This window comes from Streptomyces sp. NPDC041205 (genome assembly GCF_055591765.1).
This window is the reverse complement of sequence record NZ_JBVIZH010000002.1, coordinates 1,259,381-1,283,881: the sequence shown is the minus strand read 5'-3', so window position 1 is coordinate 1,283,881 and position 24,501 is coordinate 1,259,381. Positions and strand designations below refer to the sequence as shown.

The 24,501-nt window shown below is 66.0% G+C and carries 34 protein-coding genes; all 34 read left to right on the top strand.

The features are described from left to right. Positions 1 to 45: 45 nt before the first annotated feature. Positions 46 to 3,957 (top strand): DNA-directed RNA polymerase subunit beta', encoded by a 3,912-nt coding sequence (locus ACZ6BG_RS12700; protein ID WP_030359027.1) that lies wholly within the window; start codon positions 46 to 48, stop codon positions 3,955 to 3,957. Positions 3,958 to 4,062: 105 nt separating this feature from the next. Then, positions 4,063 to 4,605, top strand: coding sequence for a DUF1707 and DUF4190 domain-containing protein (locus tag ACZ6BG_RS12695; protein WP_468999856.1), 543 nt, complete (start codon positions 4,063 to 4,065; stop codon positions 4,603 to 4,605). A 298-nt stretch (positions 4,606 to 4,903) separates the two neighbouring features. Further along, on the top strand, positions 4,904 to 5,275 hold the full coding sequence (gene rpsL / locus ACZ6BG_RS12690; RefSeq protein ID WP_003948652.1) for a 30S ribosomal protein S12: 372 nt from the start codon (positions 4,904 to 4,906) through the stop codon (positions 5,273 to 5,275). Between the two features lie 2 nt (positions 5,276 to 5,277). Continuing rightward, complete coding sequence (gene rpsG / locus ACZ6BG_RS12685) at positions 5,278 to 5,748, top strand: 30S ribosomal protein S7 (RefSeq protein WP_003974303.1); 471 nt, start codon at positions 5,278 to 5,280, stop codon at positions 5,746 to 5,748. Between the two features lie 39 nt (positions 5,749 to 5,787). Continuing rightward, the gene (fusA, locus tag ACZ6BG_RS12680) at positions 5,788 to 7,914 is read left to right on the top strand and encodes an elongation factor G (RefSeq protein WP_468999855.1); all 2,127 of its coding nucleotides are present in this window, start codon (positions 5,788 to 5,790) and stop codon (positions 7,912 to 7,914) included. Between the two features lie 153 nt (positions 7,915 to 8,067). Further along, complete coding sequence (gene tuf, locus ACZ6BG_RS12675) at positions 8,068 to 9,261, top strand: elongation factor Tu (RefSeq protein ID WP_030359024.1); 1,194 nt, start codon at positions 8,068 to 8,070, stop codon at positions 9,259 to 9,261. A 512-nt stretch (positions 9,262 to 9,773) separates the two neighbouring features. Then, the gene (gene rpsJ, locus ACZ6BG_RS12670; RefSeq protein ID WP_003948644.1) at positions 9,774 to 10,082 is read left to right on the top strand and encodes a 30S ribosomal protein S10; all 309 of its coding nucleotides are present in this window, start codon (positions 9,774 to 9,776) and stop codon (positions 10,080 to 10,082) included. Positions 10,083 to 10,096: 14 nt separating this feature from the next. Then, positions 10,097 to 10,741, top strand: a complete 645-nt coding sequence (gene rplC / locus ACZ6BG_RS12665; protein ID WP_030359023.1) for a 50S ribosomal protein L3 — start codon at positions 10,097 to 10,099, stop codon at positions 10,739 to 10,741. 7 nt (positions 10,742 to 10,748) lie between these two features. Further along, positions 10,749 to 11,405: a 50S ribosomal protein L4 gene (rplD, locus tag ACZ6BG_RS12660; RefSeq protein ID WP_468999854.1), complete on the top strand. Its 657-nt coding sequence runs from the start codon at positions 10,749 to 10,751 to the stop codon at positions 11,403 to 11,405. Then, on the top strand, positions 11,405 to 11,821 hold the full coding sequence (rplW, locus tag ACZ6BG_RS12655; protein WP_468450707.1) for a 50S ribosomal protein L23: 417 nt from the start codon (positions 11,405 to 11,407) through the stop codon (positions 11,819 to 11,821). Before rplD ends, rplW begins: the two co-directional genes overlap by 1 nt. 39 nt (positions 11,822 to 11,860) lie before the next feature. Then, positions 11,861 to 12,697, top strand: coding sequence for a 50S ribosomal protein L2 (rplB, locus tag ACZ6BG_RS12650; protein WP_016645178.1), 837 nt, complete (start codon positions 11,861 to 11,863; stop codon positions 12,695 to 12,697). Positions 12,698 to 12,709: 12 nt separating this feature from the next. After that, on the top strand, positions 12,710 to 12,991 hold the full coding sequence (gene rpsS / locus ACZ6BG_RS12645; RefSeq protein WP_003992359.1) for a 30S ribosomal protein S19: 282 nt from the start codon (positions 12,710 to 12,712) through the stop codon (positions 12,989 to 12,991). 41 nt (positions 12,992 to 13,032) lie between these two features. Then, positions 13,033 to 13,380, top strand: a complete 348-nt coding sequence (gene rplV, locus ACZ6BG_RS12640; protein WP_030359020.1) for a 50S ribosomal protein L22 — start codon at positions 13,033 to 13,035, stop codon at positions 13,378 to 13,380. Then, positions 13,380 to 14,219: a 30S ribosomal protein S3 gene (rpsC, locus tag ACZ6BG_RS12635; protein ID WP_087885483.1), complete on the top strand. Its 840-nt coding sequence runs from the start codon at positions 13,380 to 13,382 to the stop codon at positions 14,217 to 14,219. Before rplV ends, rpsC begins: the two co-directional genes overlap by 1 nt. Positions 14,220 to 14,224: 5 nt before the next feature. Then, on the top strand, positions 14,225 to 14,644 hold the full coding sequence (gene rplP / locus ACZ6BG_RS12630; RefSeq protein ID WP_005313579.1) for a 50S ribosomal protein L16: 420 nt from the start codon (positions 14,225 to 14,227) through the stop codon (positions 14,642 to 14,644). After that, a complete protein-coding gene (gene rpmC / locus ACZ6BG_RS12625) occupies positions 14,644 to 14,868 on the top strand; it encodes a 50S ribosomal protein L29 (protein WP_010036720.1) in 225 nt (74 codons plus the stop codon). Before rplP ends, rpmC begins: the two co-directional genes overlap by 1 nt. After that, positions 14,868 to 15,155, top strand: coding sequence for a 30S ribosomal protein S17 (rpsQ, locus tag ACZ6BG_RS12620; RefSeq protein ID WP_030039759.1), 288 nt, complete (start codon positions 14,868 to 14,870; stop codon positions 15,153 to 15,155). Before rpmC ends, rpsQ begins: the two co-directional genes overlap by 1 nt. A 137-nt stretch (positions 15,156 to 15,292) precedes the next feature. Continuing rightward, positions 15,293 to 15,661, top strand: a complete 369-nt coding sequence (gene rplN / locus ACZ6BG_RS12615) for a 50S ribosomal protein L14 (RefSeq protein WP_003974257.1) — start codon at positions 15,293 to 15,295, stop codon at positions 15,659 to 15,661. 2 nt (positions 15,662 to 15,663) lie between these two features. Then, on the top strand, positions 15,664 to 15,987 hold the full coding sequence (rplX, locus tag ACZ6BG_RS12610; protein ID WP_016645174.1) for a 50S ribosomal protein L24: 324 nt from the start codon (positions 15,664 to 15,666) through the stop codon (positions 15,985 to 15,987). Next, the gene (rplE, locus tag ACZ6BG_RS12605) at positions 15,987 to 16,544 is read left to right on the top strand and encodes a 50S ribosomal protein L5 (protein WP_030567269.1); all 558 of its coding nucleotides are present in this window, start codon (positions 15,987 to 15,989) and stop codon (positions 16,542 to 16,544) included. The genes rplX and rplE overlap by 1 nt, the downstream gene beginning before the upstream one ends. Before the next feature lie 5 nt (positions 16,545 to 16,549). Further along, on the top strand, positions 16,550 to 16,735 hold the full coding sequence (locus ACZ6BG_RS12600; RefSeq protein WP_003956452.1) for a type Z 30S ribosomal protein S14: 186 nt from the start codon (positions 16,550 to 16,552) through the stop codon (positions 16,733 to 16,735). Between the two features lie 211 nt (positions 16,736 to 16,946). Further along, positions 16,947 to 17,345 (top strand): 30S ribosomal protein S8, encoded by a 399-nt coding sequence (rpsH, locus tag ACZ6BG_RS12595; protein ID WP_158989430.1) that lies wholly within the window; start codon positions 16,947 to 16,949, stop codon positions 17,343 to 17,345. 24 nt (positions 17,346 to 17,369) lie between these two features. Then, positions 17,370 to 17,909, top strand: a complete 540-nt coding sequence (rplF, locus tag ACZ6BG_RS12590) for a 50S ribosomal protein L6 (RefSeq protein ID WP_030359016.1) — start codon at positions 17,370 to 17,372, stop codon at positions 17,907 to 17,909. A gap of 3 nt (positions 17,910 to 17,912) precedes the next feature. Then, positions 17,913 to 18,296: a 50S ribosomal protein L18 gene (rplR, locus tag ACZ6BG_RS12585; protein ID WP_037664020.1), complete on the top strand. Its 384-nt coding sequence runs from the start codon at positions 17,913 to 17,915 to the stop codon at positions 18,294 to 18,296. A 38-nt stretch (positions 18,297 to 18,334) separates the two neighbouring features. Further along, entirely contained in the window at positions 18,335 to 18,940 is a 606-nt protein-coding gene (gene rpsE, locus ACZ6BG_RS12580) for a 30S ribosomal protein S5 (protein ID WP_005313527.1), read from the top strand. 2 nt (positions 18,941 to 18,942) lie between these two features. Further along, entirely contained in the window at positions 18,943 to 19,125 is a 183-nt protein-coding gene (gene rpmD / locus ACZ6BG_RS12575; protein ID WP_005481207.1) for a 50S ribosomal protein L30, read from the top strand. A gap of 2 nt (positions 19,126 to 19,127) precedes the next feature. Continuing rightward, positions 19,128 to 19,583, top strand: a complete 456-nt coding sequence (rplO, locus tag ACZ6BG_RS12570) for a 50S ribosomal protein L15 (protein ID WP_289946941.1) — start codon at positions 19,128 to 19,130, stop codon at positions 19,581 to 19,583. A gap of 252 nt (positions 19,584 to 19,835) precedes the next feature. Beyond that, complete coding sequence (gene secY, locus ACZ6BG_RS12565) at positions 19,836 to 21,149, top strand: preprotein translocase subunit SecY (RefSeq protein ID WP_468999852.1); 1,314 nt, start codon at positions 19,836 to 19,838, stop codon at positions 21,147 to 21,149. Beyond that, complete coding sequence (locus ACZ6BG_RS12560) at positions 21,149 to 21,802, top strand: adenylate kinase (RefSeq protein WP_468450713.1); 654 nt, start codon at positions 21,149 to 21,151, stop codon at positions 21,800 to 21,802. Before secY ends, ACZ6BG_RS12560 begins: the two co-directional genes overlap by 1 nt. Positions 21,803 to 21,900: 98 nt before the next feature. Continuing rightward, a complete protein-coding gene (gene map / locus ACZ6BG_RS12555; protein ID WP_468999851.1) occupies positions 21,901 to 22,737 on the top strand; it encodes a type I methionyl aminopeptidase in 837 nt (278 codons plus the stop codon). A 219-nt stretch (positions 22,738 to 22,956) separates the two neighbouring features. Next, positions 22,957 to 23,178: a translation initiation factor IF-1 gene (infA, locus tag ACZ6BG_RS12550; protein WP_003948620.1), complete on the top strand. Its 222-nt coding sequence runs from the start codon at positions 22,957 to 22,959 to the stop codon at positions 23,176 to 23,178. Positions 23,179 to 23,237: 59 nt separating this feature from the next. Next, positions 23,238 to 23,351, top strand: coding sequence for a 50S ribosomal protein L36 (rpmJ, locus tag ACZ6BG_RS12545; protein WP_003948619.1), 114 nt, complete (start codon positions 23,238 to 23,240; stop codon positions 23,349 to 23,351). A gap of 220 nt (positions 23,352 to 23,571) precedes the next feature. Further along, a complete protein-coding gene (rpsM, locus tag ACZ6BG_RS12540) occupies positions 23,572 to 23,952 on the top strand; it encodes a 30S ribosomal protein S13 (RefSeq protein ID WP_030359010.1) in 381 nt (126 codons plus the stop codon). 65 nt (positions 23,953 to 24,017) lie between these two features. Then, positions 24,018 to 24,422 carry a 30S ribosomal protein S11 gene (gene rpsK, locus ACZ6BG_RS12535; RefSeq protein WP_003948617.1) on the top strand — a complete coding sequence of 135 codons (405 nt, stop codon included), beginning with the start codon at positions 24,018 to 24,020 and terminating at the stop codon, positions 24,420 to 24,422. Positions 24,423 to 24,501: the final 79 nt, after the last annotated feature.

The window sequence follows — 24,501 nt, the reverse complement described above, 5'->3', positions numbered from 1 at the left end:
TTTCAGACCCCTAAGACTTACAACCCTGAGAGGGATTGACGCATAGTGCTCGACGTCAACTTCTTCGATGAGCTCCGGATCGGTCTGGCCACCGCTGACGACATCCGTCAGTGGAGCCACGGCGAGGTCAAGAAGCCCGAGACCATCAACTACCGCACCCTCAAGCCCGAAAAGGACGGACTCTTCTGCGAGAAGATCTTCGGTCCGACCCGGGACTGGGAGTGCTACTGCGGCAAGTACAAGCGCGTCCGCTTCAAGGGCATCATCTGTGAGCGCTGCGGCGTCGAGGTCACTCGCGCCAAGGTGCGCCGTGAGCGGATGGGCCACATCGAGCTTGCCGCTCCCGTCACGCACATCTGGTACTTCAAGGGCGTCCCGTCGCGCCTCGGCTACCTCCTCGACCTCGCGCCGAAGGACCTCGAGAAGGTCATCTACTTCGCCGCGTACATGATCACGTTCGTGGACGAGGAGCGCCGCACCCGCGACCTGCCCTCCCTGGAGGCGCACGTCTCCGTGGAGCGCCAGCAGATCGAGAACCGCCGTGACGCGGACCTCGAGGCCCGCGCCAAGAAGCTCGAGACCGACCTGGCCGAGCTCGAGGCCGAGGGCGCCAAGGCCGACGTGCGCCGCAAGGTGCGCGAAGGTGCCGAGCGCGAGATGAAGCAGCTGCGCGACCGTGCGCAGCGCGAGATCGACCGTCTCGACGAGGTGTGGAACCGCTTCAAGAACCTCAAGGTCCAGGACCTCGAGGGCGACGAGCTGCTCTACCGCGAGCTGCGTGACCGCTTCGGCACGTACTTCGACGGCTCGATGGGTGCCGCGGCGCTGCAGAAGCGCCTGGAGTCCTTCGACCTCGACGAGGAGGCCGAGCGCCTCCGCGAGATCATCCGCACCGGCAAGGGCCAGAAGAAGACCCGTGCGCTCAAGCGCCTCAAGGTCGTCTCCGCGTTCCTGCAGACCAGCAACAGCCCCAAGGGCATGGTTCTGGACTGCGTGCCGGTCATCCCGCCGGACCTGCGTCCGATGGTGCAGCTGGACGGTGGCCGCTTCGCGACCTCCGACCTGAACGACCTGTACCGCCGCGTGATCAACCGCAACAACCGCCTGAAGCGCCTTCTCGACCTCGGTGCGCCCGAGATCATCGTGAACAACGAGAAGCGCATGCTCCAGGAGGCCGTCGACGCGCTGTTCGACAACGGCCGTCGCGGTCGCCCGGTCACCGGTCCCGGCAACCGTCCCCTGAAGTCCCTCAGCGACATGCTGAAGGGCAAGCAGGGTCGATTCCGTCAGAACCTTCTCGGTAAGCGCGTGGACTACTCCGCGCGTTCCGTGATCGTCGTCGGTCCGCAGCTGAAGCTGCACCAGTGCGGTCTGCCCAAGGCCATGGCCCTGGAGCTCTTCAAGCCGTTCGTGATGAAGCGCCTGGTCGACCTGAACCACGCGCAGAACATCAAGAGCGCCAAGCGGATGGTCGAGCGCGGCCGCACGGTCGTGTACGACGTCCTCGAAGAGGTCATCGCCGAGCACCCGGTTCTCCTGAACCGTGCGCCCACGCTGCACCGCCTCGGCATCCAGGCCTTCGAGCCGCAGCTGGTCGAGGGCAAGGCCATCCAGATCCACCCGCTCGTCTGCACCGCGTTCAACGCGGACTTCGACGGTGACCAGATGGCCGTGCACCTGCCGCTCTCCGCGGAGGCGCAGGCCGAGGCCCGCATCCTGATGCTGTCCTCGAACAACATCCTCAAGCCCGCCGACGGCCGCCCCGTCACCATGCCCACCCAGGACATGGTGCTCGGCCTCTTCTTCCTCACCACGGACGAGGAGGAGCGCGAGGTCAAGGGCGAGGGCCGGTCCTTCGGCTCCACGGCCGAGGCGATCATGGCGTTCGACGCCAAGGAGCTCTCGCTCCAGGCGAAGGTCGACATCCGCTTCCCGGTGGGCACCTTCCCGCCCCGCGGCTGGACCCCGCCGGTCGACGAGGACGGCGACGACGCCCTCGGCGGCGCGTACCAGCAGGGCGACAGCTTCCGCCTGCGGACGACCCTGGGCCGCGCGCTCTTCAACGAGCTGCTGCCCGAGGACTACCCGTTCGTCGACTACTCGGTGGGCAAGAAGCAGCTCTCCGAGATCGTCAACGACCTGGCCGAGCGCTACCCCAAGGTCATCGTGGCGGCGACGCTCGACAACCTGAAGGCGGCGGGCTTCTACTGGGCGACCCGTTCCGGTGTCACCGTGGCCATCTCCGACGTCGTGGTCCCCGAGGCCAAGAAGGCGATCGTCGCGGGCTACGAGGCGCAGGACGAGAAGGTCCAGAAGCAGTACGAGCGCGGTCTGATCACCAAGGAAGAGCGCACGCAGGAGCTCATCGCGATCTGGACCAAGGCGACCAACGAGGTCGCCGAGGCGATGAACGCGAACTTCCCCAAGACCAACCCCATCTTCATGATGGTTGACTCGGGTGCCCGAGGAAACATGATGCAGATGCGGCAGATCGCCGGTATGCGTGGTCTGGTGTCGAACGCGAAGAACGAGACCATCCCGCGTCCGATCAAGGCCTCGTTCCGCGAGGGCCTCTCCGTGCTCGAGTACTTCATCTCGACGCACGGTGCCCGTAAGGGTCTTGCGGACACCGCCCTTCGTACCGCCGACTCCGGTTACCTCACCCGTCGTCTGGTCGACGTCTCCCAGGACGTCATCATTCGCGAGGAGGACTGTGGCACCGAGCGCGGTCTGAAGCTGAAGATCGCGGTCCGTGGCGAGGACGGCGTGCTCCGCAAGACGGAGAACGTCGAGACGTCCGTGTACGCCCGCATGCTGGCCGAGGACGTCGTCATCGACGGCAAGGTCATCGCGCCGGCCAACGTCGACCTCGGTGACGTGCTCATCGACGCCCTGGTCGCCAACGGCGTCGAGGAGGTCAAGACCCGCTCGGTCCTGACCTGTGAGTCCGCGGTCGGCACCTGTGCCTTCTGCTACGGCCGTTCGCTCGCCACCGGCAAGCTGGTCGACATCGGTGAGGCGGTCGGCATCATCGCCGCCCAGTCCATCGGTGAGCCCGGCACGCAGCTGACGATGCGTACGTTCCACACCGGTGGTGTGGCCGGTGACGACATCACCCAGGGTCTGCCCCGTGTCGTCGAGCTCTTCGAGGCCCGTACGCCGAAGGGTGTCGCGCCGATCTCCGAGGCCGCGGGCCGCGTCCGCATCGAGGAGACCGAGAAGACCAAGAAGCTCGTCGTCACCCCGGACGACGGCAGCGACGAGACGGCGTTCCCGATCTCGAAGCGTGCCCGTCTCCTGGTGGGCGAGGGCGACCACGTCGAGGTGGGCCAGAAGCTCACCGTGGGTGCCACCAACCCGCACGACGTGCTCCGGATCCTCGGCCAGCGCGCCGTCCAGGTCCACCTGGTCGGAGAGGTCCAGAAGGTCTACAACTCGCAGGGCGTGTCGATCCACGACAAGCACATCGAGATCATCATCCGGCAGATGCTGCGCCGTGTGACGATCATCGAGTCCGGCGACGCCGAGCTGCTGCCCGGCGAGCTCGTGGAGCGCTCGAAGTTCGAGACCGAGAACCGTCGTGTGGTCACCGAGGGCGGTCACCCCGCCTCCGGCCGTCCGCAGCTGATGGGTATCACCAAGGCCTCGCTGGCGACGGAGTCCTGGCTGTCGGCCGCCTCCTTCCAGGAGACGACCCGAGTCCTGACGGATGCGGCGATCAACGCCAAGTCCGACAGCCTCATCGGCCTCAAGGAGAACGTCATCATCGGTAAGCTCATCCCGGCCGGTACGGGTCTTTCCCGCTACCGCAACATCCGGGTCGAGCCGACCGAGGAGGCCAAGGCCGCGATGTACTCGGCCGTCGGCTACGACGACATCGACTACTCGCCCTTCGGGACGGGTTCGGGTCAGGCCGTGCCGCTGGAGGACTACGACTACGGTCCCTACAACCAGTAGGCGCGCACAGCACCATCCGCAGGGCGGTCACCCGACGAGGTCGGGTGGCCGCCCTGCGGCGCGTTGGCGCATCATGGAGTCAGACAACTTCCGGGGGAGGCGCGCGTGACGAATCCGTCGTGGCAGCCGGGGCCGTGGCCGCCGAAACAGGGGCTGCCCGCGCAGATGGGTCAGCCGGGCCAGCCGTCGATGCTCGCCGGGCACTCCGACCGCGAGCGCGCGGTCGACGTGCTGCGCGCGGGCTTCGCCGAGGGGCGGCTCCAGCAGGACGAGTACGAGCGGCGGGTGGGCCGCGCCTATGAGGCCCGGACGGTGGGGGAGCTGGGCCTGCTGGTCGCCGACCTGCCGCAGGGTCCGATCGGGTTCCAGCAGCCCGTGGCGCAGCAGGTGCCGGCCACCTTCATGCCCGTGGCGCCGCCCACGAACGGCAAGGCCACGGCGGCGCTCGTCTGCGGGATCGGCACCTTCTTCACCGTCGGTCTGACGGCCGTGCCCGCGGTCGTCCTGGGCCACATGGCCCGCTCGGAGATCCGCCACACACGCGAGGGCGGCGACGGCATGGCGGTGGCGGGCCTGGTCCTGGGCTGGCTGGCCATCGCGGGGTGGACGCTGCTGTTGCTGCTGATCGTGTCGGCGTCTTCGGGCTGACGGGGAGCCGGGGGACAGAGCAAACCGTTCACACCGCCCGCGGTGACCGGCGTGTCCGGGGTCCGGGGTATTTGTTTTGACCGCAGCCAATGAGGTAGGTACGCTCAGACCTTGTGCCTGGGGTGTGCCCGGGCTCGTGTGCGTGTCTTCAGCCGCACGGCGAGCTCGATACCGGCCGCCGCAATCTGCGCTCTCTCCGCCTTCAGCGGGAGTCTGCAGCATTCGACACACCCGACCGCGTGGGTCGGCGACGTTCCAGGTTAGCTTTACTATTCGGCACACAGAAACCGGAGAAGTAGTGCCTACGATCCAGCAGCTGGTCCGCAAGGGCCGGCAGGACAAGGTCGAGAAGAACAAGACGCCCGCACTCGAGGGTTCCCCTCAGCGTCGTGGCGTCTGCACGCGTGTGTTCACGACCACCCCGAAGAAGCCGAACTCGGCCCTGCGTAAGGTCGCGCGTGTGCGTCTGACCAGCGGGATCGAGGTCACTGCTTACATTCCGGGTGAGGGACACAACCTGCAGGAGCACTCCATCGTGCTCGTGCGCGGCGGCCGTGTGAAGGACCTGCCCGGTGTTCGCTACAAGATCATCCGGGGTTCCCTCGACACCCAGGGTGTCAAGAACCGCAAGCAGGCCCGCAGCCGCTACGGCGCCAAGAAGGAGAAGTAAGAATGCCTCGTAAGGGCCCCGCCCCGAAGCGCCCGGTCATCATCGACCCGGTCTACGGCTCTCCTCTGGTGACCTCCCTCATCAACAAGGTGCTGCTGAACGGCAAGCGCTCCACCGCCGAGCGCATCGTCTACGGCGCCATGGAGGGTCTGCGTGAGAAGACGGGCAACGACCCGGTCATCACGCTGAAGCGCGCGCTCGAGAACATCAAGCCGACCCTCGAGGTCAAGTCCCGCCGCGTCGGTGGCGCCACCTACCAGGTGCCGATCGAGGTCAAGCCCGGTCGCGCCAACACGCTGGCCCTGCGCTGGCTGGTGGGTTACTCCCGCGCCCGTCGCGAGAAGACCATGACCGAGCGTCTGCTCAACGAGCTCCTCGACGCCTCCAACGGCCTCGGTGCCGCTGTGAAGAAGCGCGAGGACACCCACAAGATGGCCGAGTCCAACAAGGCCTTCGCGCACTACCGCTGGTAGTCGCTACCCACATCGAGACCGAGAGAAGACTGAGCCGATATGGCTACCACTTCACTTGACCTGGCCAAGGTGCGCAACATCGGCATCATGGCTCACATCGACGCGGGCAAGACGACGACCACCGAGCGGATCCTGTTCTACACCGGTGTCTCGTACAAGATCGGTGAGGTCCACGACGGCGCCGCCACGATGGACTGGATGGAGCAGGAGCAGGAGCGTGGCATCACGATCACCTCTGCTGCCACCACCTGCCACTGGCCGCTGAACGACGTCGACCACACGATCAACATCATTGACACCCCCGGGCACGTCGACTTCACGGTCGAGGTGGAGCGTTCGCTCCGCGTGCTCGACGGTGCTGTCACGGTGTTCGACGGTGTCGCCGGCGTTGAGCCCCAGTCCGAGACCGTGTGGCGTCAGGCGGACCGCTACGGCGTCCCGCGCATCTGCTTCGTCAACAAGCTCGACCGCACGGGTGCCGAGTTCCACCGCTGCGTCGACATGATCGTCGACCGCCTCGGTGCGACCCCGATCGTCATGCAGCTGCCCATCGGCGCGGAGGCTGACTTCAAGGGCGTCGTCGACCTCGTCACGATGAAGGCCTTCGTCTGGTCCGCCGAGACCAAGATGGGCGAGGCCTACGACATCGTCGACATCCCGGAGACGCACACCGAGGCTGCCGAGGAGTACCGCGGCAAGCTGCTCGAGGCCGTCGCCGAGAACGACGAGCAGATGATGGAGCTGTACCTGGAGGGCCAGGAGCCCACCGAGGAGCAGCTGTACGCGGCCATCCGTCGCATCACCATCGCCTCCGGCAAGGGCGGGGACACCACGGTGACCCCGGTCTTCTGCGGCACCGCGTTCAAGAACAAGGGCGTCCAGCCCCTGCTCGACGCCGTCGTGCGCTACCTCCCCTCCCCCCTGGACGTCGAGGCCATCGAGGGCCACGACGTGAAGGACCCGGAGGAGGTCGTCAAGCGCAAGCCGTCCGACGACGAGCCGCTGTCGGCCCTCGCGTTCAAGATCGCGAGCGACCCGCACCTCGGCAAGCTCACCTTCGTCCGGATCTACTCCGGTCGCCTGGACTCCGGCACCGCGGTGCTGAACTCCGTCAAGGGCAAGAAGGAGCGCATCGGCAAGATCTACCGCATGCACGCGAACAAGCGTGAGGAGATCGAGTCGGTGGGCGCCGGTGACATCGTCGCCGTCATGGGTCTGAAGCAGACCACCACGGGCGAGACGCTCTGTGACGACAAGGCCCCGGTCATCCTGGAGTCCATGGACTTCCCGGCCCCGGTCATCCAGGTCGCCATCGAGCCGAAGTCCAAGGGTGACCAGGAGAAGCTGGGTGTCGCCATCCAGCGTCTCTCGGAGGAGGACCCCTCCTTCCAGGTTCACTCGGACGAGGAGACCGGCCAGACCATCATCGGTGGTATGGGCGAGCTTCACCTCGAGGTGCTCGTCGACCGCATGAAGCGCGAGTTCCGCGTCGAGGCGAACGTCGGCAAGCCGCAGGTCGCGTACCGCGAGACGATCCGTCGGGCCGTCGAGCGCGTGGACTACACCCACAAGAAGCAGACCGGTGGTACCGGTCAGTTCGCCAAGGTGCAGATCGCGATCGAGCCCATCGTCGACGGCGACGCCTCGTACGAGTTCGTGAACAAGGTCACCGGTGGCCGCATCCCCCGGGAGTACATCCCGTCGGTGGACGCGGGTGCGCAGGAGGCCATGCAGTTCGGCATCCTGGCGGGCTACGAGATGACGGGCGTCCGCGTCACGCTTCTCGACGGCGCCTACCACGAGGTCGACTCCTCCGAGCTCGCCTTCAAGATCGCCGGTTCGCAGGCCTTCAAGGAGGCCGCGCGGCAGGCCAAGCCCGTGCTGCTCGAGCCGATGATGGCCGTCGAGGTCACCACGCCCGAGGACTACATGGGTGACGTCATCGGCGACATCAACTCCCGCCGTGGCCAGATCCAGGCCATGGAGGAGCGCAGCGGCGCTCGCGTCGTGAAGGGCCTCGTGCCCCTCTCGGAGATGTTCGGCTACGTCGGAGACCTCCGCAGCAAGACGTCGGGTCGCGCAAGCTACTCAATGCAGTTCGACTCCTACGCCGAGGTTCCGCGGAACGTCGCCGAGGAGATCATCGCGAAGGCCAAGGGCGAGTAACTCACTCGAGTTCACGCTTTAGGCTTGACTCCGGAGTCTCTTGGGGCATTCCGCCGCAACAGCGGAGGAATGCCCCGGGGCCCGGGCTTTCCAGCAAAGATCACCTGGCGCCGATGAAGCAAGGCGTACAGAACCACTCCACAGGAGGACCCAGTGGCGAAGGCGAAGTTCGAGCGGACTAAGCCGCACGTCAACATCGGCACCATCGGTCACATCGACCACGGTAAGACGACCCTCACGGCCGCCATTACCAAGGTGCTGCACGACGCGTACCCCGACCTGAACGAGGCCTCGGCCTTCGACCAGATCGACAAGGCTCCCGAGGAGCGCCAGCGCGGTATCACGATCTCGATCGCGCACGTCGAGTACCAGACCGAGGCGCGTCACTACGCTCACGTCGACTGCCCCGGTCACGCGGACTACATCAAGAACATGATCACGGGTGCGGCGCAGATGGACGGCGCCATCCTCGTGGTCGCCGCGACCGACGGCCCGATGCCGCAGACCAAGGAGCACGTGCTCCTGGCCCGCCAGGTCGGCGTTCCGTACATCGTCGTCGCCCTGAACAAGGCCGACATGGTGGACGACGAGGAGATCCTGGAGCTCGTCGAGCTCGAGGTCCGTGAGCTGCTCTCCGAGTACGAGTTCCCGGGCGACGACGTCCCGGTCGTCAAGGTCTCGGCGCTCAAGGCGCTCGAGGGCGACGCCGAGTGGGGCAAGTCCGTCCTCGACCTGATGAAGGCCGTCGACGAGTCCATCCCGCAGCCCGAGCGTGACGTCGACAAGCCGTTCCTGATGCCGATCGAGGACGTCTTCACGATCACCGGTCGTGGCACCGTCGTCACCGGTCGTATCGAGCGTGGTGTCCTCAAGGTCAACGAGACCGTCGACATCATCGGCATCAAGACCGAGAAGACCACCACCACGGTCACCGGCATCGAGATGTTCCGCAAGCTGCTCGACGAGGGCCAGGCCGGTGAGAACGTCGGTCTGCTCCTCCGTGGCATCAAGCGCGAGGACGTCGAGCGCGGCCAGGTCATCATCAAGCCGGGCTCGGTCACCCCGCACACCGAGTTCGAGGCGCAGGCGTACATCCTGTCGAAGGACGAGGGTGGCCGTCACACCCCGTTCTTCAACAACTACCGCCCGCAGTTCTACTTCCGTACGACGGACGTGACCGGCGTCGTGACCCTCCCCGAGGGCACCGAGATGGTCATGCCGGGTGACAACACCGAGATGAAGGTGGAGCTCATCCAGCCCGTCGCCATGGAGGAGGGCCTGAAGTTCGCCATCCGTGAGGGTGGCCGGACCGTCGGCGCCGGCCAGGTCACCAAGATCACCAAGTAAGTACTCCTTGCTTGTTGGTCGGGGAGACCCGGCTGCTCTGAACTGAGCGCAGCGAGAGGCCCCGTTCGCCGTTACGGCGGGCGGGGCCTCTTGTCGTGTCAGGGGGAGTCCGGGGCGGGCGCGCCGCTTGACAAGCGGCCCGATTGGCCTTCGTCGTCCCACGTATGGCACACTGTTCAGGTTGCTCGGTTGAGTGCCGATGCTGCGCGCCTCCCGCCGGGAGGACTGGAAGCGAGTCCCACGGTACTCGTCGCCATATCTGTCGTAAGGCAGCACTGTGGCGGACGTACGGGAATCTTCCGGGAAGTGCAGTGAGGTGGCTCGACCAGGCGCCCGGTGGGTTTCTTCCCCCGGACCCGCGGTCATCAGGGCCGCAGCCCCTAGCAGGGAATTCCTTCGGGAGATCTGTGTGAGCGGGACTGCGACACGCCCGACCGCGTGGGTCGGATGGAAGTAGAAAACAGGGCCTTCCGGGGGCCAGAGCGTTCGAGACAAAGGACTACTAAGTAGCCATGGCGGGACAGAAGATCCGCATCCGGCTCAAGGCCTACGACCACGAGGTCATCGACTCTTCGGCGAAGAAGATCGTCGAGACGGTGACGCGCACTGGTGCGTCGGTCGCGGGCCCGGTGCCGCTGCCCACTGAGAAGAACGTGTACTGCGTCATCAAGTCGCCGCACAAGTACAAGGACTCGCGCGAGCACTTCGAGATGCGCACGCACAAGCGCCTGATCGACATCCTCGACCCGACGCCCAAGACCGTTGACTCGCTGATGCGCCTGGACCTTCCGGCCGGCGTTGACATCGAGATCAAGCTCTGAGAGGCACGGAAGAGATGACCAAGCAGATCAAGGGCATCCTGGGCGAGAAGCTCGGCATGACCCAGGTCTGGGACGAGAACAACCGTGTCGTCCCGGTGACCGTGGTCAAGGCCGGGCCCTGCGTCGTTACCCAGGTCCGTACGAATGACTCCGACGGCTACGAGTCGGTCCAGATCGCCTTCGGCGAGATCGACCCGCGCAAGGTGAACAAGCCCCTCAAGGGCCACTTCGCCAAGGCCGACGTGACCCCCCGTCGCCACCTCGTCGAGATCCGTACCGCTGACGCCAGCGAGTACACCCTCGGCCAGGAGCTGACCGCTGAGACCTTCGAGTCCGGCGTCAAGGTCGACGTGACCGGCAAGAGCAAGGGCAAGGGCTTCGCCGGTGTCATGAAGCGCCACAACTTCGGTGGCCTCGGCTCCAGCCACGGCACCCAGCGCAAGCACCGCTCGCCCGGTTCCATCGGTGGCTGCGCCACCCCGGGCCGTGTGTTCAAGGGCCTCCGCATGGCGGGCCGCATGGGCAACGAGCGGGTCACCACCCAGAACCTGACCGTTCACGCCGTTGACGCGGAGAAGGGCCTGCTCCTCATCAAGGGAGCGGTTCCCGGTCCGAACGGCGGCCTCGTCCTGGTCCGTACCGCGGCCAAGGGGGCTTGAGGAACCGATGAGCACCATTGACATCCTTTCGCCGGCAGGCGACAAGGCCGGGACCGTCGAGCTCCCCGCGGAGATCTTCGACGTCGAGAAGATCAGCATCCCGCTGATCCACCAGGTCGTTGTCGCCCAGCTGGCCGCTGCCCGTCAGGGCACGCACAAGACCAAGACCCGTGGCGAAGTCCGCGGTGGTGGCAAGAAGCCGTACCGCCAGAAGGGCACCGGCCGCGCCCGTCAGGGCTCGACCCGCGCCCCGCAGTTCGCCGGCGGTGGCGTCGTCCACGGCCCCGTGCCGCGTGACTACTCGCAGCGGACCCCGAAGAAGATGAAGGCCGCGGCCCTGCGCCACGCCCTCACCGACCGGGCCCGCAACGCTCGCATCCACGTCGTCTCCGGCGTGATCGAGGGCGAGACGCCTTCCACCAAGGCCGCGAAGAGCCTGCTCGGCAAGATCAGTGAGCGCAAGAACGTGCTCCTGGTCATCGAGCGCTCGGACGAGGCAGCGCTGCTGTCCGCCCGCAACCTGCCCCAGGTCCACATCCTGGAGCCGGGCCAGCTCAACACGTACGACGTTCTCGTCTCGGACGACGTGGTCTTCACCCAGGCCGCGCTGGAGTCCTTCGTGTCTGGCCCCAAGGCCGCTGACACCGAAGGGAGCGAGGCCTGATGGCTATCCGTCACCCCGCTATCGCCTCGAAGGCGGCCAAGGCCGCCAAGGCCGCGCGCGTCGCCAAGGCGCGTCGCCACGCCGCCGAGGGCAAGAACACCGTTGAGACGCCGCTGAGCAAGAGCTTCACGGACCCCCGTGACGTCCTCGTCAAGCCGGTCGTCTCGGAGAAGAGCTACGCGCTGCTCGACGAGGGCAAGTACACCTTCGTCGTCGCGCCGGGCGCCAACAAGACCCAGATCAAGCAGGCCGTCGAGGCGGTCTTCTCGGTCAAGGTCACCGGCGTCAACACGCTCAACCGCCAGGGCAAGCGCAAGCGCACCCGCACCGGTTTCGGCAAGCGTGCCGACTCCAAGCGCGCGATCGTGACCCTCGCTGAGGGCGACCGTATCGACATCTTCGGCCAGGCCTCCTAACGGAGCGCCCTGGTCCGAATATCGGACGAGGACTGAGAAATGGGAATCCGCAAGTACAAGCCGACGACGCCGGGCCGCCGTGGCTCCTCCGTCGCCGACTTCGTCGAGGTCACGCGGTCCACGCCGGAGAAGTCGCTGGTCCGCCCGCTGCACAGCAAGGGCGGCCGTAACAACGCCGGTCGTGTGACCGTTCGCCACCAGGGTGGCGGACACAAGCGCGCCTACCGCGTGATCGACTTCCGTCGTCACGACAAGGACGGCGTGCCGGCGAAGGTCGCGCACATCGAGTACGACCCGAACCGCACCGCGCGCATCGCGCTGCTGCACTACGCAGACGGCGAGAAGCGCTACATCATCGCTCCGCGCGGCCTGTCGCAGGGTGACCGGATTGAGAACGGCCCTGGCGCCGACATCAAGCCCGGCAACAACCTCGCGCTCCGCAACATCCCGGTCGGTACCACGATCCACGCGATCGAGCTCCGTCCGGGCGGCGGCGCCAAGTTCGCCCGCTCCGCGGGTGCCTCCGTGCAGCTGCTGGCGAAGGAGGGCTCGATGGCCCACCTTCGTATGCCGTCCGGTGAGATCCGCCTGGTCGACGTGCGCTGCCGCGCCACGGTCGGCGAGGTCGGCAACGCCGAGCAGTCGAACATCAACTGGGGCAAGGCCGGCCGCATGCGCTGGAAGGGCGTCCGCCCGACCGTGCGTGGTGTCGTCATGAACCCGGTTGACCACCCCCACGGTGGTGGCGAGGGCAAGACCTCGGGTGGTCGTCACCCGGTGTCGCCCTGGGGCAAGAAGGAAATGCGTACTCGTGATCGCAACAAGGCGAGCAACAAGTACATCGTCCGCCGCCGCAAGACGAACAAGAAGCGCTAAGGACGGGTTGAGATGCCTCGTAGTCTGAAGAAGGGGCCCTTCGTCGACGACCACCTGATCAAGAAGGTGGACGCCCAGAACGAAGCCGGCACCAAAAACGTCATCAAGACCTGGTCCCGACGCTCGATGATCGTGCCGGCCATGCTTGGCCACACGCTCGCGGTGCACAACGGCAAGACCCACATCCCGGTGTTCGTCACCGAGTCGATGGTCGGCCACAAGCTCGGCGAGTTCTCGCCGACCCGCACCTTCCGCGGCCACGTCAAGGACGACCGCAAGTCGAAGCGCCGCTAAGCGGGGTGTGAACGACTGTGACTAACACCGAAGGGACAACCATGGAAGCCAGGGCCCAGGCGCGGTACATCCGCGTCACGCCCATGAAGGCCCGCCGCGTGGTGGACCTCATCCGTGGCATGGACGCCACGGAGGCTCAGGCGGTCCTGCGTTTCGCCCCGCAGGCCGCGAGCGTGCCGGTTGGCAAGGTGCTGGACAGCGCCATCGCCAACGCTGCACACAACTACGACCACACGGACGCCTCGTCGCTGTTCATCAGCGAGGCGTTCGTCGATGAGGGCCCGACCCTGAAGCGGTTCCGTCCGCGCGCCCAGGGCCGTGCCTACCGGATCCGTAAGCGGACCAGCCACATCACCGTGGTCGTCAGCAGCAAGGAAGGAACCCGGTAATGGGCCAGAAGGTAAACCCGCACGGGTTCCGGCTCGGTGTCACGACGGACTTCAAGTCCCGTTGGTACGCCGACAAGCTGTACAAGGACTACGTCAAGGAAGACGTCGCCATCCGTCGGATGATGACGTCCGGCATGGAGCGCGCCGGCATCTCGAAGGTTGAGATCGAGCGCACCCGTGACCGCGTGCGGGTGGACATCCACACCGCTCGTCCCGGCATCGTGATCGGCCGCCGTGGCGCCGAGGCCGACCGCATCCGCGGTGACCTCGAGAAGCTCACGGGCAAGCAGGTCCAGCTGAACATCCTCGAGGTCAAGAACCCCGAGACGGACGCTCAGCTCGTGGCCCAGGCCGTCGCGGAGCAGCTGTCCTCCCGCGTCTCCTTCCGTCGCGCCATGCGCAAGAGCATGCAGTCGGCGATGAAGGCGGGCGCCAAGGGCATCAAGATCCAGTGTGGTGGCCGTCTCGGCGGCGCCGAGATGTCCCGCTCGGAGTTCTACCGCGAGGGCCGCGTGCCCCTGCACACGCTCCGCGCGAACGTGGACTACGGCTTCTTCGAGGCCAAGACGACCTTCGGCCGCATCGGCGTGAAGGTCTGGATCTACAAGGGCGACGTCAAGAACATCGCCGAGGTCCGCGCCGAGAACGCCGCTGCCCGCGCCGGCAACCGCCCGGCCCGTGGTGGCAACGACCGCCCGGCCCGTGGTGGCCGTGGTGGCGAGCGTGGCGGTCGCGGTCGCAAGCCGCAGCAGCAGTCCGCGCCGGCTGCCGAGGCCCCCAAGGCCGAGGCTCCCGCCGCCGCTGCCGCTCCGGCTGAGAGCACCGGAACGGAGGCCTGACCGACATGCTGATCCCCCGTAGGGTCAAGCACCGCAAGCAGCACCACCCCAAGCGCCGCGGCATGGCCAAGGGTGGTACGACGGTTGCGTTCGGCGAGTACGGCATCCAGGCCATGACTCCGGCGTACGTGACCAACCGCCAGATCGAGGCGGCTCGTATCGCGATGACCCGCCACATCAAGCGTGGCGGCAAGGTCTGGATCAACATCTACCCGGACCGCCCGCTGACGAAGAAGCCCGCCGAGACCCGCATGGGTTCCGGTAAGGGTTCGCCCGAGTGGTGGGTCGCCAACGTGCACCCGGGCCGGGTCATGTTCGAGCTGTCCTACCCGAACGAGAAGATTGCGCGTGAGGCTCTGACTCGTGCGGCTCACAAGCTGCCGATGAAGTGCCGGATCGTCAAGCGCGAGGCAGGTGAAGCGTGATGTCGGCCGGTACCAAGGCGTCCGAGCTCCGCGAGCTGGGCAACGAGGAGCTCCTCAACAAGCTCCGCGAGGCCAAGGAAGAGCTGTTCAACCTCCGCTTCCAGGCGGCGACGGGTCAGCTCGAGAACCACGGTCGGCTCAAGGCCGTCCGCAAGGACATCGCGCGGATCTACACCCTGATGCGTGAGCGCGAGCTGGGCATCGAGACGGTGGAGAGCGCCTGATGAGCGAGAGCAACGTGACTGAAGAGACCAAGGCCGCGCGCGGCTTCCGCAAGACCCGTGAGGGTCTGGTCGTCAGCGACAAGATGGACAAGACCGTCGTCGTCGCCGTCGAGGACCGCGTCAAGCACGCGCTGTACGGCAAGGTCATCCGCCGTACGAACAAGCTCAAGGCGCACGACGAGCAGAACGCTGCCGGCGTCGGCGACCGCGTCCTCCTGATGGAGACGCGTCCGCTGTCGGCGACCAAGCGCTGGCGCGTCGTCGAGATCCTCGAGAAGGCCAAGTAGGTAATTCCCGCAAGGGAGTTCCCAATAGTTCCGTCCGAGGGGGTTTCCCCTCGGATCAGTTCCGCCAGGCTCGGCAGGGGCCGACCTCGTAAGAGCGAAGCCCCTGCCGGGAACCGGCAGACAAACAGGAGATAGACGTGATCCAGCAGGAGTCGCGACTTCGCGTCGCCGACAACACGGGTGCGAAGGAAATCCTCACCATCCGTGTTCTCGGTGGCTCGGGTCGCCGCTACGCGGGCATCGGTGACGTCATCGTCGCCACCGTCAAGGACGCGATCCCCGGTGGCAACGTGAAGAAGGGTGACGTCGTCAAGGCGGTCATCGTTCGCACCGTCAAGGAGCGCCGCCGTCCGGACGGCTCGTACATCCGCTTCGACGAGAACGCCGCCGTCATTCTGAAGAACGACGGCGACCCTCGCGGCACCCGCATCTTCGGCCCGGTCGGCCGTGAGCTGCGCGAGAAGAAGTTCATGAAGATCATCTCGCTCGCGCCGGAGGTGCTGTAAGCATGAAGATCAAGAAGGGCGACCTGGTCCAGGTCATCACCGGTAAGGACAAGGGCAAGCAGGGCAAGGTCATTGCCGCTTACCCGCGCGACGAGCGCGTCCTGGTCGAGGGTGTCAACCGGGTCAAGAAGCACACGAAGGCCGGCCCGACCGCCAGCGGCTCGCAGGCCGGCGGCATCGTGACCACCGAGGCCCCCGTCCACGTCTCCAACGTCCAGCTGGTCGTGGAGAAGGACGGCAACAAGGTCGTCACGCGTGTCGGTTACCGCTTCGACGACGAGGGCAACAAGATCCGCGTTGCCAAGCGGACGGGTGAGGACATCTGATGACGACCACCACCACTCCGCGTCTCAAGACGAAGTACCGCGACGAGATCAAGTCGAAGCTGCAGGAAGAGTTCTCCTACGAGAACGTCATGCAGATCCCCGGCCTCGTCAAGATCGTGGTGAACATGGGTGTCGGCGACGCCGCCCGTGACTCCAAGCTCATGGACGGTGCCGTCCGTGACCTGACCACGATCACCGGTCAGAAGCCGGCCATCACCAAGGCCCGCAAGTCCATCGCGCAGTTCAAGCTGCGTGAGGGTCAGCCGATCGGTGCCCACGTCACGCTCCGTGGCGACCGCATGTGGGAGTTCCTGGACCGCACCCTGTCGCTCGCGCTGCCGCGCATCCGCGACTTCCGCGGTCTGTCCCCCAAGCAGTTCGACGGCCGTGGCAACTACACCTTCGGTCTCACGGAGCAGGTCATGTTCCACGAGATCGACCAGGACAAGATCGACCGTGTCCGGGGTATGGACATCACCGTGGTCACCACGGCGACCAACGACGCTGAGGGCCGGGCGCTCCTTCGTCACCTCGGCTTCCCGTTCAAGGAGGCGTAAGCGAGATGGCGAAGAAGGCTCTGATTGCCAAGGCTGCTCGTAAGCCCAAGTTCGGTGTGCGTGCGTACACCCGCTGCCAGCGCTGCGGCCGTCCGCACTCCGTGTACCGCAAGTTCGGCCTGTGCCGCGTGTGCCTTCGTGAGATGGCTCACCGTGGCGAGCTGCCGGGCGTGACCAAGAGCTCCTGGTAGTCCCCTAGTTGGGATTACCGGACGCTCTCGGTAAGCAATGAGGTTGGTGGGTGGCCCACCACACATGCCTTAGGCTTGTGTGGTTGGGCGCCTGCCGCCCTCGTACGACTTACTACGCCGTAGGTCCCCGTGCCGCACCCGTCCCGCCACTGAGTGGGGAGAGGGATGGCGCATACAGGAAACCCCGGCGAGAGAGGCCGAAGGCCAATTCATGACCATGACTGATCCGATCGCAGACATGCTTACGCGTCTGCGGAACGCGAACTCGGCATACCACGACTCCGTGTCGATGCCGCACAGCAAGATCAAGTCGCACATCGCGGAGATCCTCCAGCAGGAGGGCTTCATCACGGGCTGGAAGGTCGAGGACGCCGAGGTCGGCAAGAACCTCGTTCTCGAGCTCAAGTTCGGTCCGAACCGTGAGCGCTCCATCGCGGGCATCAAGCGGATCTCGAAGCCGGGTCTGCGCGTGTACGCGAAGTCCACCAACCTGCCGAAGGTGCTCGGCGGCCTGGGCGTGGCGATCATCTCCACGTCGCACGGTCTGCTCACCGGCCAGCAGGCGGGCAAGAAGGGCGTGGGTGGGGAAGTCCTCGCCTACGTCTGGTAGCGGAAGGGAACGGAGGAAACAGCTATGTCGCGTATTGGCAAGCTCCCCATCACGGTTCCCGCCGGCGTGGACGTCACCATCGACGGGCAGACGGTCTCGGTGAAGGGCCCCAAGGGCACCCTGAACCACACCGTTGTCGCGCCGATCGAGATCGCTAAGGGCGAGGACGGCGTTCTGAACGTCACCCGTCCCAACGACGAGCGTCAGAACAAGGCCCTTCACGGCCTGTCCCGCACGCTGGTGGCGAACATGATCACCGGTGTGACCCAGGGTTACGTGAAGAAGCTCGAGATCAGCGGTGTCGGTTACCGCGTCCTGGCGAAGGGCTCCAACCTGGAGTTCTCGCTCGGCTACAGCCACCCGATCCTGATCGAGGCGCCCGAGGGCATCTCGTTCAAGGTCGAGTCGCCGACCAAGTTCTCGGTCGAGGGCATCGACAAGCAGAAGGTCGGCGAGGTTGCGGCCAACATCCGCAAGCTGCGCAAGCCTGACCCGTACAAGGCCAAGGGCGTCAAGTACGAGGGCGAAGTCATCCGCCGCAAGGTCGGAAAGGCGGGTAAGTAAGCCATGGCATACGGTGTCAAGATTGCTAAGGGCGACGCTTACAAGCGTGCTGCCATCAAGCGCCGTCACATTCGTATCCGGAAGCACATCTCCGGTACGGCCGAGCGTCCGCGCCTGGTCGTGACGCGCTCCAACCGCAACATCGTCGCCCAGGTGATCGACGACGTGAAGGGTCACACCCTCGCGTCGGCGTCCACCCTGGACGCTTCGATCCGCGGTGGCGAGGGCGACAAGTCCGCGCAGGCCAAGCAGGTCGGCGCCCTGGTCGCCGAGCGCGCCAAGGCCGCCGGCGTCGAGGCTGTCGTGTTCGACCGTGGTGGTAACCAGTACGCCGGGCGCATCGCCGCCCTGGCGGACGCCGCCCGCGAAGCCGGGCTCAAGTTCTGAGCCGCTTCCGTAGCTAGCGGAAAGAGAGAGGTAATCCAATGGCTGGACCCCAGCGCCGTGGAAGCGGTGCCGGTGGCGGCGAGCGGCGGGACCGGAAGGGCCGTGACGGTGGCGCTGCCGCCGCCGAGAAGACCGCATACGTTGAGCGCGTTGTCGCGATCAACCGCGTCGCCAAGGTTGTGAAGGGTGGTCGTCGCTTCAGCTTCACCGCGCTCGTCGTGGTGGGTGACGGTGACGGCACCGTGGGTGTCGGTTACGGCAAGGCCAAGGAGGTGCCGGCCGCCATCGCCAAGGGTGTTGAGGAGGCCAAGAAGCACTTCTTCAAGGTCCCCCGTATCCAGGGCACCATCCCGCACCCCATCCAGGGTGAGAAGGCCGCGGGCGTCGTCCTGCTGAAGCCTGCTTCCCCCGGTACCGGTGTTATCGCCGGTGGCCCGGTGCGTGCCGTGCTCGAGTGCGCCGGCGTTCACGACATCCTGTCGAAGTCCCTGGGCTCCGACAACGCGATCAACATCGTGCACGCGACCGTGGCGGCCCTCAAGGGCCTGCAGCGTCCCGAGGAGATCGCGGCTCGCCGCGGTCTGCCCCTCGAGGACGTCGCCCCCGCGGCTCTCCTGCGTGCGCGTGCGGGAGCGGGTGCGTAATCATGGCTCAGCTCAAGATCACGCAGACGAAGTCGTACATCGGTAGCAAGCAGAACCACCGCGACACCCTGCGCTCCCTTGGTCTCAAGGGCATCAACACGCAGGTCGTCAAGGAGGATCGTCCCGAGTTCCGCGGCATGGTGCACACCGTCCGCCACCTCGTGACGGTCGAGGAGGTCGACTGATCATGGCGGAGAACAACCCGCTCAAGATCCACAACCTCCGTCCCGCCCCCGGTGCCAAGACCGCGAAGACCCGTGTCGGTCGTGGTGAGGCGTCGAAGGGTAAGACGGCCGGTCGTGGTACCAAGGGCACCAAGGCCCGTTACCAGGTTCCGGAGCGCTTCGAGGGCGGGCAGATGCCCCTCCACATGCGCCTCCCGAAGCTCAAGGGCTTCAAGAACCCGTTCAAGACCGAGTTCCAGGTCGTCAACCTGGACAAGCTCGCTTCCCTCTACCCCGAGGGTGGCGAGGTCACGGTGGCCGACCTGGTCGCCAAGGGCGCCGTTCGCAAGAACAGCCTTGTCAAGGTCCTCGGCCAGGGTGAGATCACCGTGGCGCTGCAGGTGACGGTTGACGCCGTCTCCGGCTCCGCCAAGGAGAAGATCACCGCCGCCGGCGGTACCGTCACCGAGCTCGTCTGAATTTCCCAGGCGTCTCGATGACTTGAGCGATCCCGACCGGGGATGCCCCACAAAAGGGGCATCCCCGGTTGGTCGTTCCAAGGGGGGCACGGTCGCCGGTAAGGTGGCGTGCACTGTTACTTTCCGCGCGGTCTGTCCTCGCGACAGGGCGTGCGGTTCTTGCCTGTTTTACTCGCTGCAAGTTACGTACTTATCCGTCGGACTCACCACCGTCACCTCTGACGCAGTAGCGCGGGGGTCGCAGGAGGCACCGTGCTCACCGCGTTCGCCCGGGCGTTCAAGACGCCCGACCTGCGCAAGAAGCTGCTCTTTACGCTCGGCATCATCGTGATCTACCGGCTCGGTACGCACGTACCGATTCCGGGCATCGACTACAAGAACGTCCAGACCTGTATCGACGCGGCCAATGCCAACCAGGGCCTGTTCGGTCTGGTCAACATGTTCAGCGGTGGCGCGCTTCTTCAGATCACGATCTTCGCGCTCGGCATCATGCCGTACATCACGGCGAGCATCATTCTGCAGCTGTTGACCGTGGTGATCCCGCGTCTGGAAGCCCTCAAGAAGGAGGGCCAGGCGGGCACGGCCAAGATCACGCAGTACACGCGCTATCTGACCATCGCGCTCGCCATCCTGCAGGGCACCGGCCTCGTCGCCACCGCCCGCACCGGCACGCTGTTCAGCGGCTGCCCGGTCGCCAGCGAGATCGTCCCCGACCAGTCGATCTTCGTGACCATCACGATGGTGCTCACCATGACCGCGGGCACCGCGTGCGTGATGTGGCTCGGTGAGCTCATCACCGACCGCGGCATCGGCAACGGCATGTCGATCCTGATGTTCATCTCGATCGCCGCGACCTTCCCCGCCGCCCTGTGGGGCATCAAGAAGTCGGGCGACCTGGCCGGTGGCTGGATCGAGTTCGGCACCGTGATCCTGGTCGGTCTGTTCATGGTCGGCCTGGTCGTCTTCGTCGAGCAGGCACAGCGCCGCATCCCGGTGCAGTACGCGAAGCGCATGATCGGGCGCAGGTCCTACGGCGGTACGTCGACGTACATCCCGTTGAAGGTCAACCAGGCGGGCATCATCCCTGTGATCTTCGCCTCGTCACTGCTCTACATCCCGGCTCTCGTCGCCCAGTTCGCGGGTGGCCAATCGAGCTGGAAGACGTGGATCGAGCAGAACCTGACCAAGGGTGACCACCCGATTTACATCGTCACCTACTTCGTCCTGATCGTCTTCTTCGCCTTCTTCTACGTGGCGATCTCCTTCAACCCGGAGGAAGTCGCGGACAACATGAAGAAGTATGGTGGCTTCATCCCGGGCATCCGGGCTGGCCGACCGACCGCTGAGTACCTGAGTTACGTACTCAACCGGATCACCTGGCCGGGCTCGCTGTATCTGGGTCTGATCGCTCTTGTGCCAACGATGGCGTTGGTGGGCTTCCAGGCGAACCAGAACTTCCCGTTCGGCGGGACGAGCATCCTCATCATCGTGGGTGTGGGTCTGGAGACCGTGAAGCAGATCGAGAGCCAGCTCCAGCAGCGCAACTACGAAGGGTTCCTCCGCTGATGCGTATCGTCCTAGTCGGGCCGCCCGGTGCCGGCAAGGGAACGCAGGCCGCGTTCCTTGCCAAGAACCTGTCGATCCCGCACATCTCCACGGGCGACCTCTTCAGGGCCAACATCAGCCAGCAGACCGAGCTCGGCAAGCTGGCCAAGTCCTACATGGACGCCGGAAACCTGGTCCCCGACGAGGTCACCATCGGGATGGCCAAGGACCGGATGGCGCAGCCCGACGCGGAGAACGGCTTCCTCCTCGACGGCTTCCCGCGGAACGTGTCGCAGGCCGAGGCGCTCGATGTGGCCCTCAAGGCCGACGACGTGAAGCTCGACGCCGTCCTGGACCTCGAGGTCCCCGAGGACGAGGTCGTCAAGCGGATCGCGGGCCGGCGCATCTGCCGCAAGGACTCAAGCCACGTCTTCCACGTGACGTACTCCCAGCCGAAGCAGGAAGGCGTCTGCGACGTCTGCGGCGGCGAGCTGTACCAGCGCGAGGACGACAGCGAGGACACCGTCCGCAAGCGCCTCGAGGTCTACCACACGCAGACCGAGCCGATCATCGACTACTACCGGACCCAGGGTCTGGTCGTCACGATCTCCGCGCTCGGCAAGGTGGACGAGGTCACGAAGCGCGCCATGGCCGCCCTCCAGGGCGACGCCTAGTCATCAGCACGTCGCTTCGGCCGCGGTGCCCGTCCCGGGCGTCGCGGCCGTAGTGTTGTGTACCCAACGGTTGTAGGAACACGGAGAGCGGAAGCCCGATGGTGCAGATCAAGACTCCCGAGCAGATCGCGAAGATGCGGGCGGCGGGGCTTGTCGTCGCCGCCATCCACCAGGCGACGCGTGCCGCCGCGGTCCCGGGGGCGACCACCAAGGACCTGGACGACGTGGCCCGCAAGGTCCTCGCCGAGCACGACGCCAAGTCGAACTTCCTCGGGTACGGCGGCTTCCCCGCGACCATCTGCACCTCCAAGAACGAGGTCGTCGTCCACGGCATCCCGAGTGAGGACGTGGTCCTCCAGGACGGCGACATCATCTCGATCGACGCGGGCGCGATCATCGACGGCTGGCACGGCGACGCGGCCTTCACCGCCTTCGTGGGCAGTGGGCACGCGCCGGAGCTGGTCGAGCTCTCCCGGGTGACCGAGGAGTCGATGTGGGCCGGGATCGCGGCCATGAAGCAGGGCAACCGGCTCGTCGACATCTCCCGCGCCATCGAGACCTACATCCGCCGCCAGCCCCGCCCGGCCCGCGGAAAGTACGGCATCGTCGAGGACTACGGCGGCCACGGCATCGGCACCGAGATGCACATGGACCCGCACCTCCTGAACTACGTGGAGCGCCGCCGCGGCCGCGGCCCCAAGCTGGTCCCCGGCCTGTGCCTGGCCATCGAGCCGATGGTGTCCCTCGGCACCGCCAAGACCGAGGTCCTCGAGGACGACTGGACCGTCATCACGACGGACGGCACCTGGTCCTCGCACTGGGAGCACTCGGTCGCGCTGACGGAGGAGGGCCCGCTGGTCCTCACCGCCCCCGACGGCGGCAAGGCGAAGCTGGCGGAGTACGGGATCACGGCGGCGCCGGATCCGCTGGGCTGAGCCCCGCCCGACGCCGGCCCGAGGCCGCCCCCGTCCGCCGGTTACGCCGTGCCGGGCCCCTGACCGCGCCCTTGCTTAAGGATCTTCGTTGGCGGGCAGTCATACCCGATTCGTCTTTCCGAGTGCACTGACGTAGACTGACGCGTCGGCTCTCGTGCATTCGCATGTCTGCGTAACGCTCACGGAGTCGATCAAGGTAGTCGATTCGAAGGGCGAAGCGTGGCCAAGAAGCAAGGTGCCATCGAGATCGAAGGCACTGTCGTCGAGTCTCTTCCGAACGCCATGTTCAAGGTGGAGCTCCAGAACGGCCACCAGGTCCTGGCACACATCAGCGGCAAGATGCGCATGCACTACATCCGCATCCTCCCTGACGACCGGGTCGTGGTGGAGCTGTCTCCGTACGACCTGACGCGTGGCCGGATCGTCTACCGGTACAAGTAGATCTTGCCCGCATCCCGCTTCGGCGGGGTGGTGGCACTGACCCGGAGAACCTCACACCCATGAAGGTCAAGCCGAGCGTCAAGAAGATCTGCGACAAGTGCAGGGTGATCCGCCGTCACGGCCGGGTCATGATCATTTGCGACAACCCGCGCCACAAGCAGCGCCAGGGCTGACGCACGTACTGCACTCGCAGATTTTCGCGCGACGCACGTAACAGCACATGTGCAGGACCCGTCCCTCTTCAGATCCATCAGCGGTAATGGAGGGCGACACCCCCGGTCGGAGGCCGGGGACCCAGTTCGTACCGACTCTTCCCGGTGAATTTCCACCGGAGGGGAACGGCGGTTGGGAGCGGTTCTGCTGAAGACCTCCGAGTATTAACAGGAGCCATGAATGGCACGCGTTGAAGGCGTTGACCTCCCGCGCGACAAGCGCATCGAGGTCGCGCTCACCTACGTGTTCGGCATCGGCCGGACGCTGTCCCAGCAGACGCTGGACGCCACTGGTATCGACCGCAACACCCGCGTTCGCGACCTGTCCGAAGAGGACCTGGTCAAGATCCGCGAGTACGTGGACCAGAACATCAAGACCGAGGGTGACCTCCGTCGCGAGATCCAGGCCGACATCCGCCGCAAGGTCGAGATCGGCTGCTACCAGGGCCTGCGTCACCGCCGTGGCCTGCCCGTCCGCGGTCAGCGCACCAGCACCAACGCTCGCACCCGCAAGGGCCCGCGTCGCGCCATCGCCGGCAAGAAGAAGCCGGGCAAGAAGTAGTCCTCGCTCAGCGGTCTATCGACAGCTGACGCTGCAGGACCGACCACCTCCCGTAGGAGTAATAGATGCCCCCCAAGGGTCGTCAGGGCGCTGCCAAGAAGGTGCGCCGCAAGGAAAAGAAGAACGTCGCTCACGGGCACGCCCACATCAAGAGCACGTTCAACAACACGATCGTGTCCATCACGGACCCGACCGGCAACGTGATCTCCTGGGCCTCCGCCGGCCACGTCGGCTTCAAGGGCTCGCGCAAGTCCACGCCGTTCGCCGCGCAGATGGCTGCCGAGTCGGCTGCCCGTCGCGCGCAGGAGCACGGCATGCGCAAGGTCGACGTCTTCGTCAAGGGTCCCGGCTCCGGCCGTGAGACCGCGATCCGCTCCCTCCAGGCCACGGGCCTCGAGGTCGGTTCGATCCAGGACGTCACCCCCACGCCGCACAACGGCTGCCGTCCGCCCAAGCGCCGCCGCGTCTGACGCACGGTTGTCTTAGGTTTTCGGGCGGTACGGCTCTCCGGAGCCGTGCCGCCCGTACCCTTGTACTACTCAGGGCATC

What these genes read in the sequence shown, in the direction of transcription:
- rpsG (WP_003974303.1), top strand. Translation starts at nt 5,278, where the DNA reads ATGCCTCGTAAGGGCCCCGCCCCGAAGCGCCCGGTCATCATCGACCCG.
- fusA (WP_468999855.1), top strand. Translation starts at nt 5,788, where the DNA reads ATGGCTACCACTTCACTTGACCTGGCCAAGGTGCGCAACATCGGCATC.
- rpsJ (WP_003948644.1), top strand. Translation starts at nt 9,774, where the DNA reads ATGGCGGGACAGAAGATCCGCATCCGGCTCAAGGCCTACGACCACGAG.
- rplC (WP_030359023.1), top strand. Translation starts at nt 10,097, where the DNA reads ATGACCAAGCAGATCAAGGGCATCCTGGGCGAGAAGCTCGGCATGACC.
- rplD (WP_468999854.1), top strand. Translation starts at nt 10,749, where the DNA reads ATGAGCACCATTGACATCCTTTCGCCGGCAGGCGACAAGGCCGGGACC.
- rplW (WP_468450707.1), top strand. Translation starts at nt 11,405, where the DNA reads ATGGCTATCCGTCACCCCGCTATCGCCTCGAAGGCGGCCAAGGCCGCC.
- rplB (WP_016645178.1), top strand. Translation starts at nt 11,861, where the DNA reads ATGGGAATCCGCAAGTACAAGCCGACGACGCCGGGCCGCCGTGGCTCC.
- rpsS (WP_003992359.1), top strand. Translation starts at nt 12,710, where the DNA reads ATGCCTCGTAGTCTGAAGAAGGGGCCCTTCGTCGACGACCACCTGATC.
- rplV (WP_030359020.1), top strand. Translation starts at nt 13,033, where the DNA reads ATGGAAGCCAGGGCCCAGGCGCGGTACATCCGCGTCACGCCCATGAAG.
- rpsC (WP_087885483.1), top strand. Translation starts at nt 13,380, where the DNA reads ATGGGCCAGAAGGTAAACCCGCACGGGTTCCGGCTCGGTGTCACGACG.
- rplP (WP_005313579.1), top strand. Translation starts at nt 14,225, where the DNA reads ATGCTGATCCCCCGTAGGGTCAAGCACCGCAAGCAGCACCACCCCAAG.
- rpmC (WP_010036720.1), top strand. Translation starts at nt 14,644, where the DNA reads ATGTCGGCCGGTACCAAGGCGTCCGAGCTCCGCGAGCTGGGCAACGAG.
- rpsQ (WP_030039759.1), top strand. Translation starts at nt 14,868, where the DNA reads ATGAGCGAGAGCAACGTGACTGAAGAGACCAAGGCCGCGCGCGGCTTC.
- rplX (WP_016645174.1), top strand. Translation starts at nt 15,664, where the DNA reads ATGAAGATCAAGAAGGGCGACCTGGTCCAGGTCATCACCGGTAAGGAC.
- rplE (WP_030567269.1), top strand. Translation starts at nt 15,987, where the DNA reads ATGACGACCACCACCACTCCGCGTCTCAAGACGAAGTACCGCGACGAG.
- ACZ6BG_RS12600 (WP_003956452.1), top strand. Translation starts at nt 16,550, where the DNA reads ATGGCGAAGAAGGCTCTGATTGCCAAGGCTGCTCGTAAGCCCAAGTTC.
- rpsH (WP_158989430.1), top strand. Translation starts at nt 16,947, where the DNA reads ATGACCATGACTGATCCGATCGCAGACATGCTTACGCGTCTGCGGAAC.
- rplF (WP_030359016.1), top strand. Translation starts at nt 17,370, where the DNA reads ATGTCGCGTATTGGCAAGCTCCCCATCACGGTTCCCGCCGGCGTGGAC.
- rplR (WP_037664020.1), top strand. Translation starts at nt 17,913, where the DNA reads ATGGCATACGGTGTCAAGATTGCTAAGGGCGACGCTTACAAGCGTGCT.
- rpsE (WP_005313527.1), top strand. Translation starts at nt 18,335, where the DNA reads ATGGCTGGACCCCAGCGCCGTGGAAGCGGTGCCGGTGGCGGCGAGCGG.
- rpmD (WP_005481207.1), top strand. Translation starts at nt 18,943, where the DNA reads ATGGCTCAGCTCAAGATCACGCAGACGAAGTCGTACATCGGTAGCAAG.
- rplO (WP_289946941.1), top strand. Translation starts at nt 19,128, where the DNA reads ATGGCGGAGAACAACCCGCTCAAGATCCACAACCTCCGTCCCGCCCCC.
- ACZ6BG_RS12560 (WP_468450713.1), top strand. Translation starts at nt 21,149, where the DNA reads ATGCGTATCGTCCTAGTCGGGCCGCCCGGTGCCGGCAAGGGAACGCAG.
- map (WP_468999851.1), top strand. Translation starts at nt 21,901, where the DNA reads ATGGTGCAGATCAAGACTCCCGAGCAGATCGCGAAGATGCGGGCGGCG.
- rpmJ (WP_003948619.1), top strand. Translation starts at nt 23,238, where the DNA reads ATGAAGGTCAAGCCGAGCGTCAAGAAGATCTGCGACAAGTGCAGGGTG.
- rpsM (WP_030359010.1), top strand. Translation starts at nt 23,572, where the DNA reads ATGGCACGCGTTGAAGGCGTTGACCTCCCGCGCGACAAGCGCATCGAG.
- rpsK (WP_003948617.1), top strand. Translation starts at nt 24,018, where the DNA reads ATGCCCCCCAAGGGTCGTCAGGGCGCTGCCAAGAAGGTGCGCCGCAAG.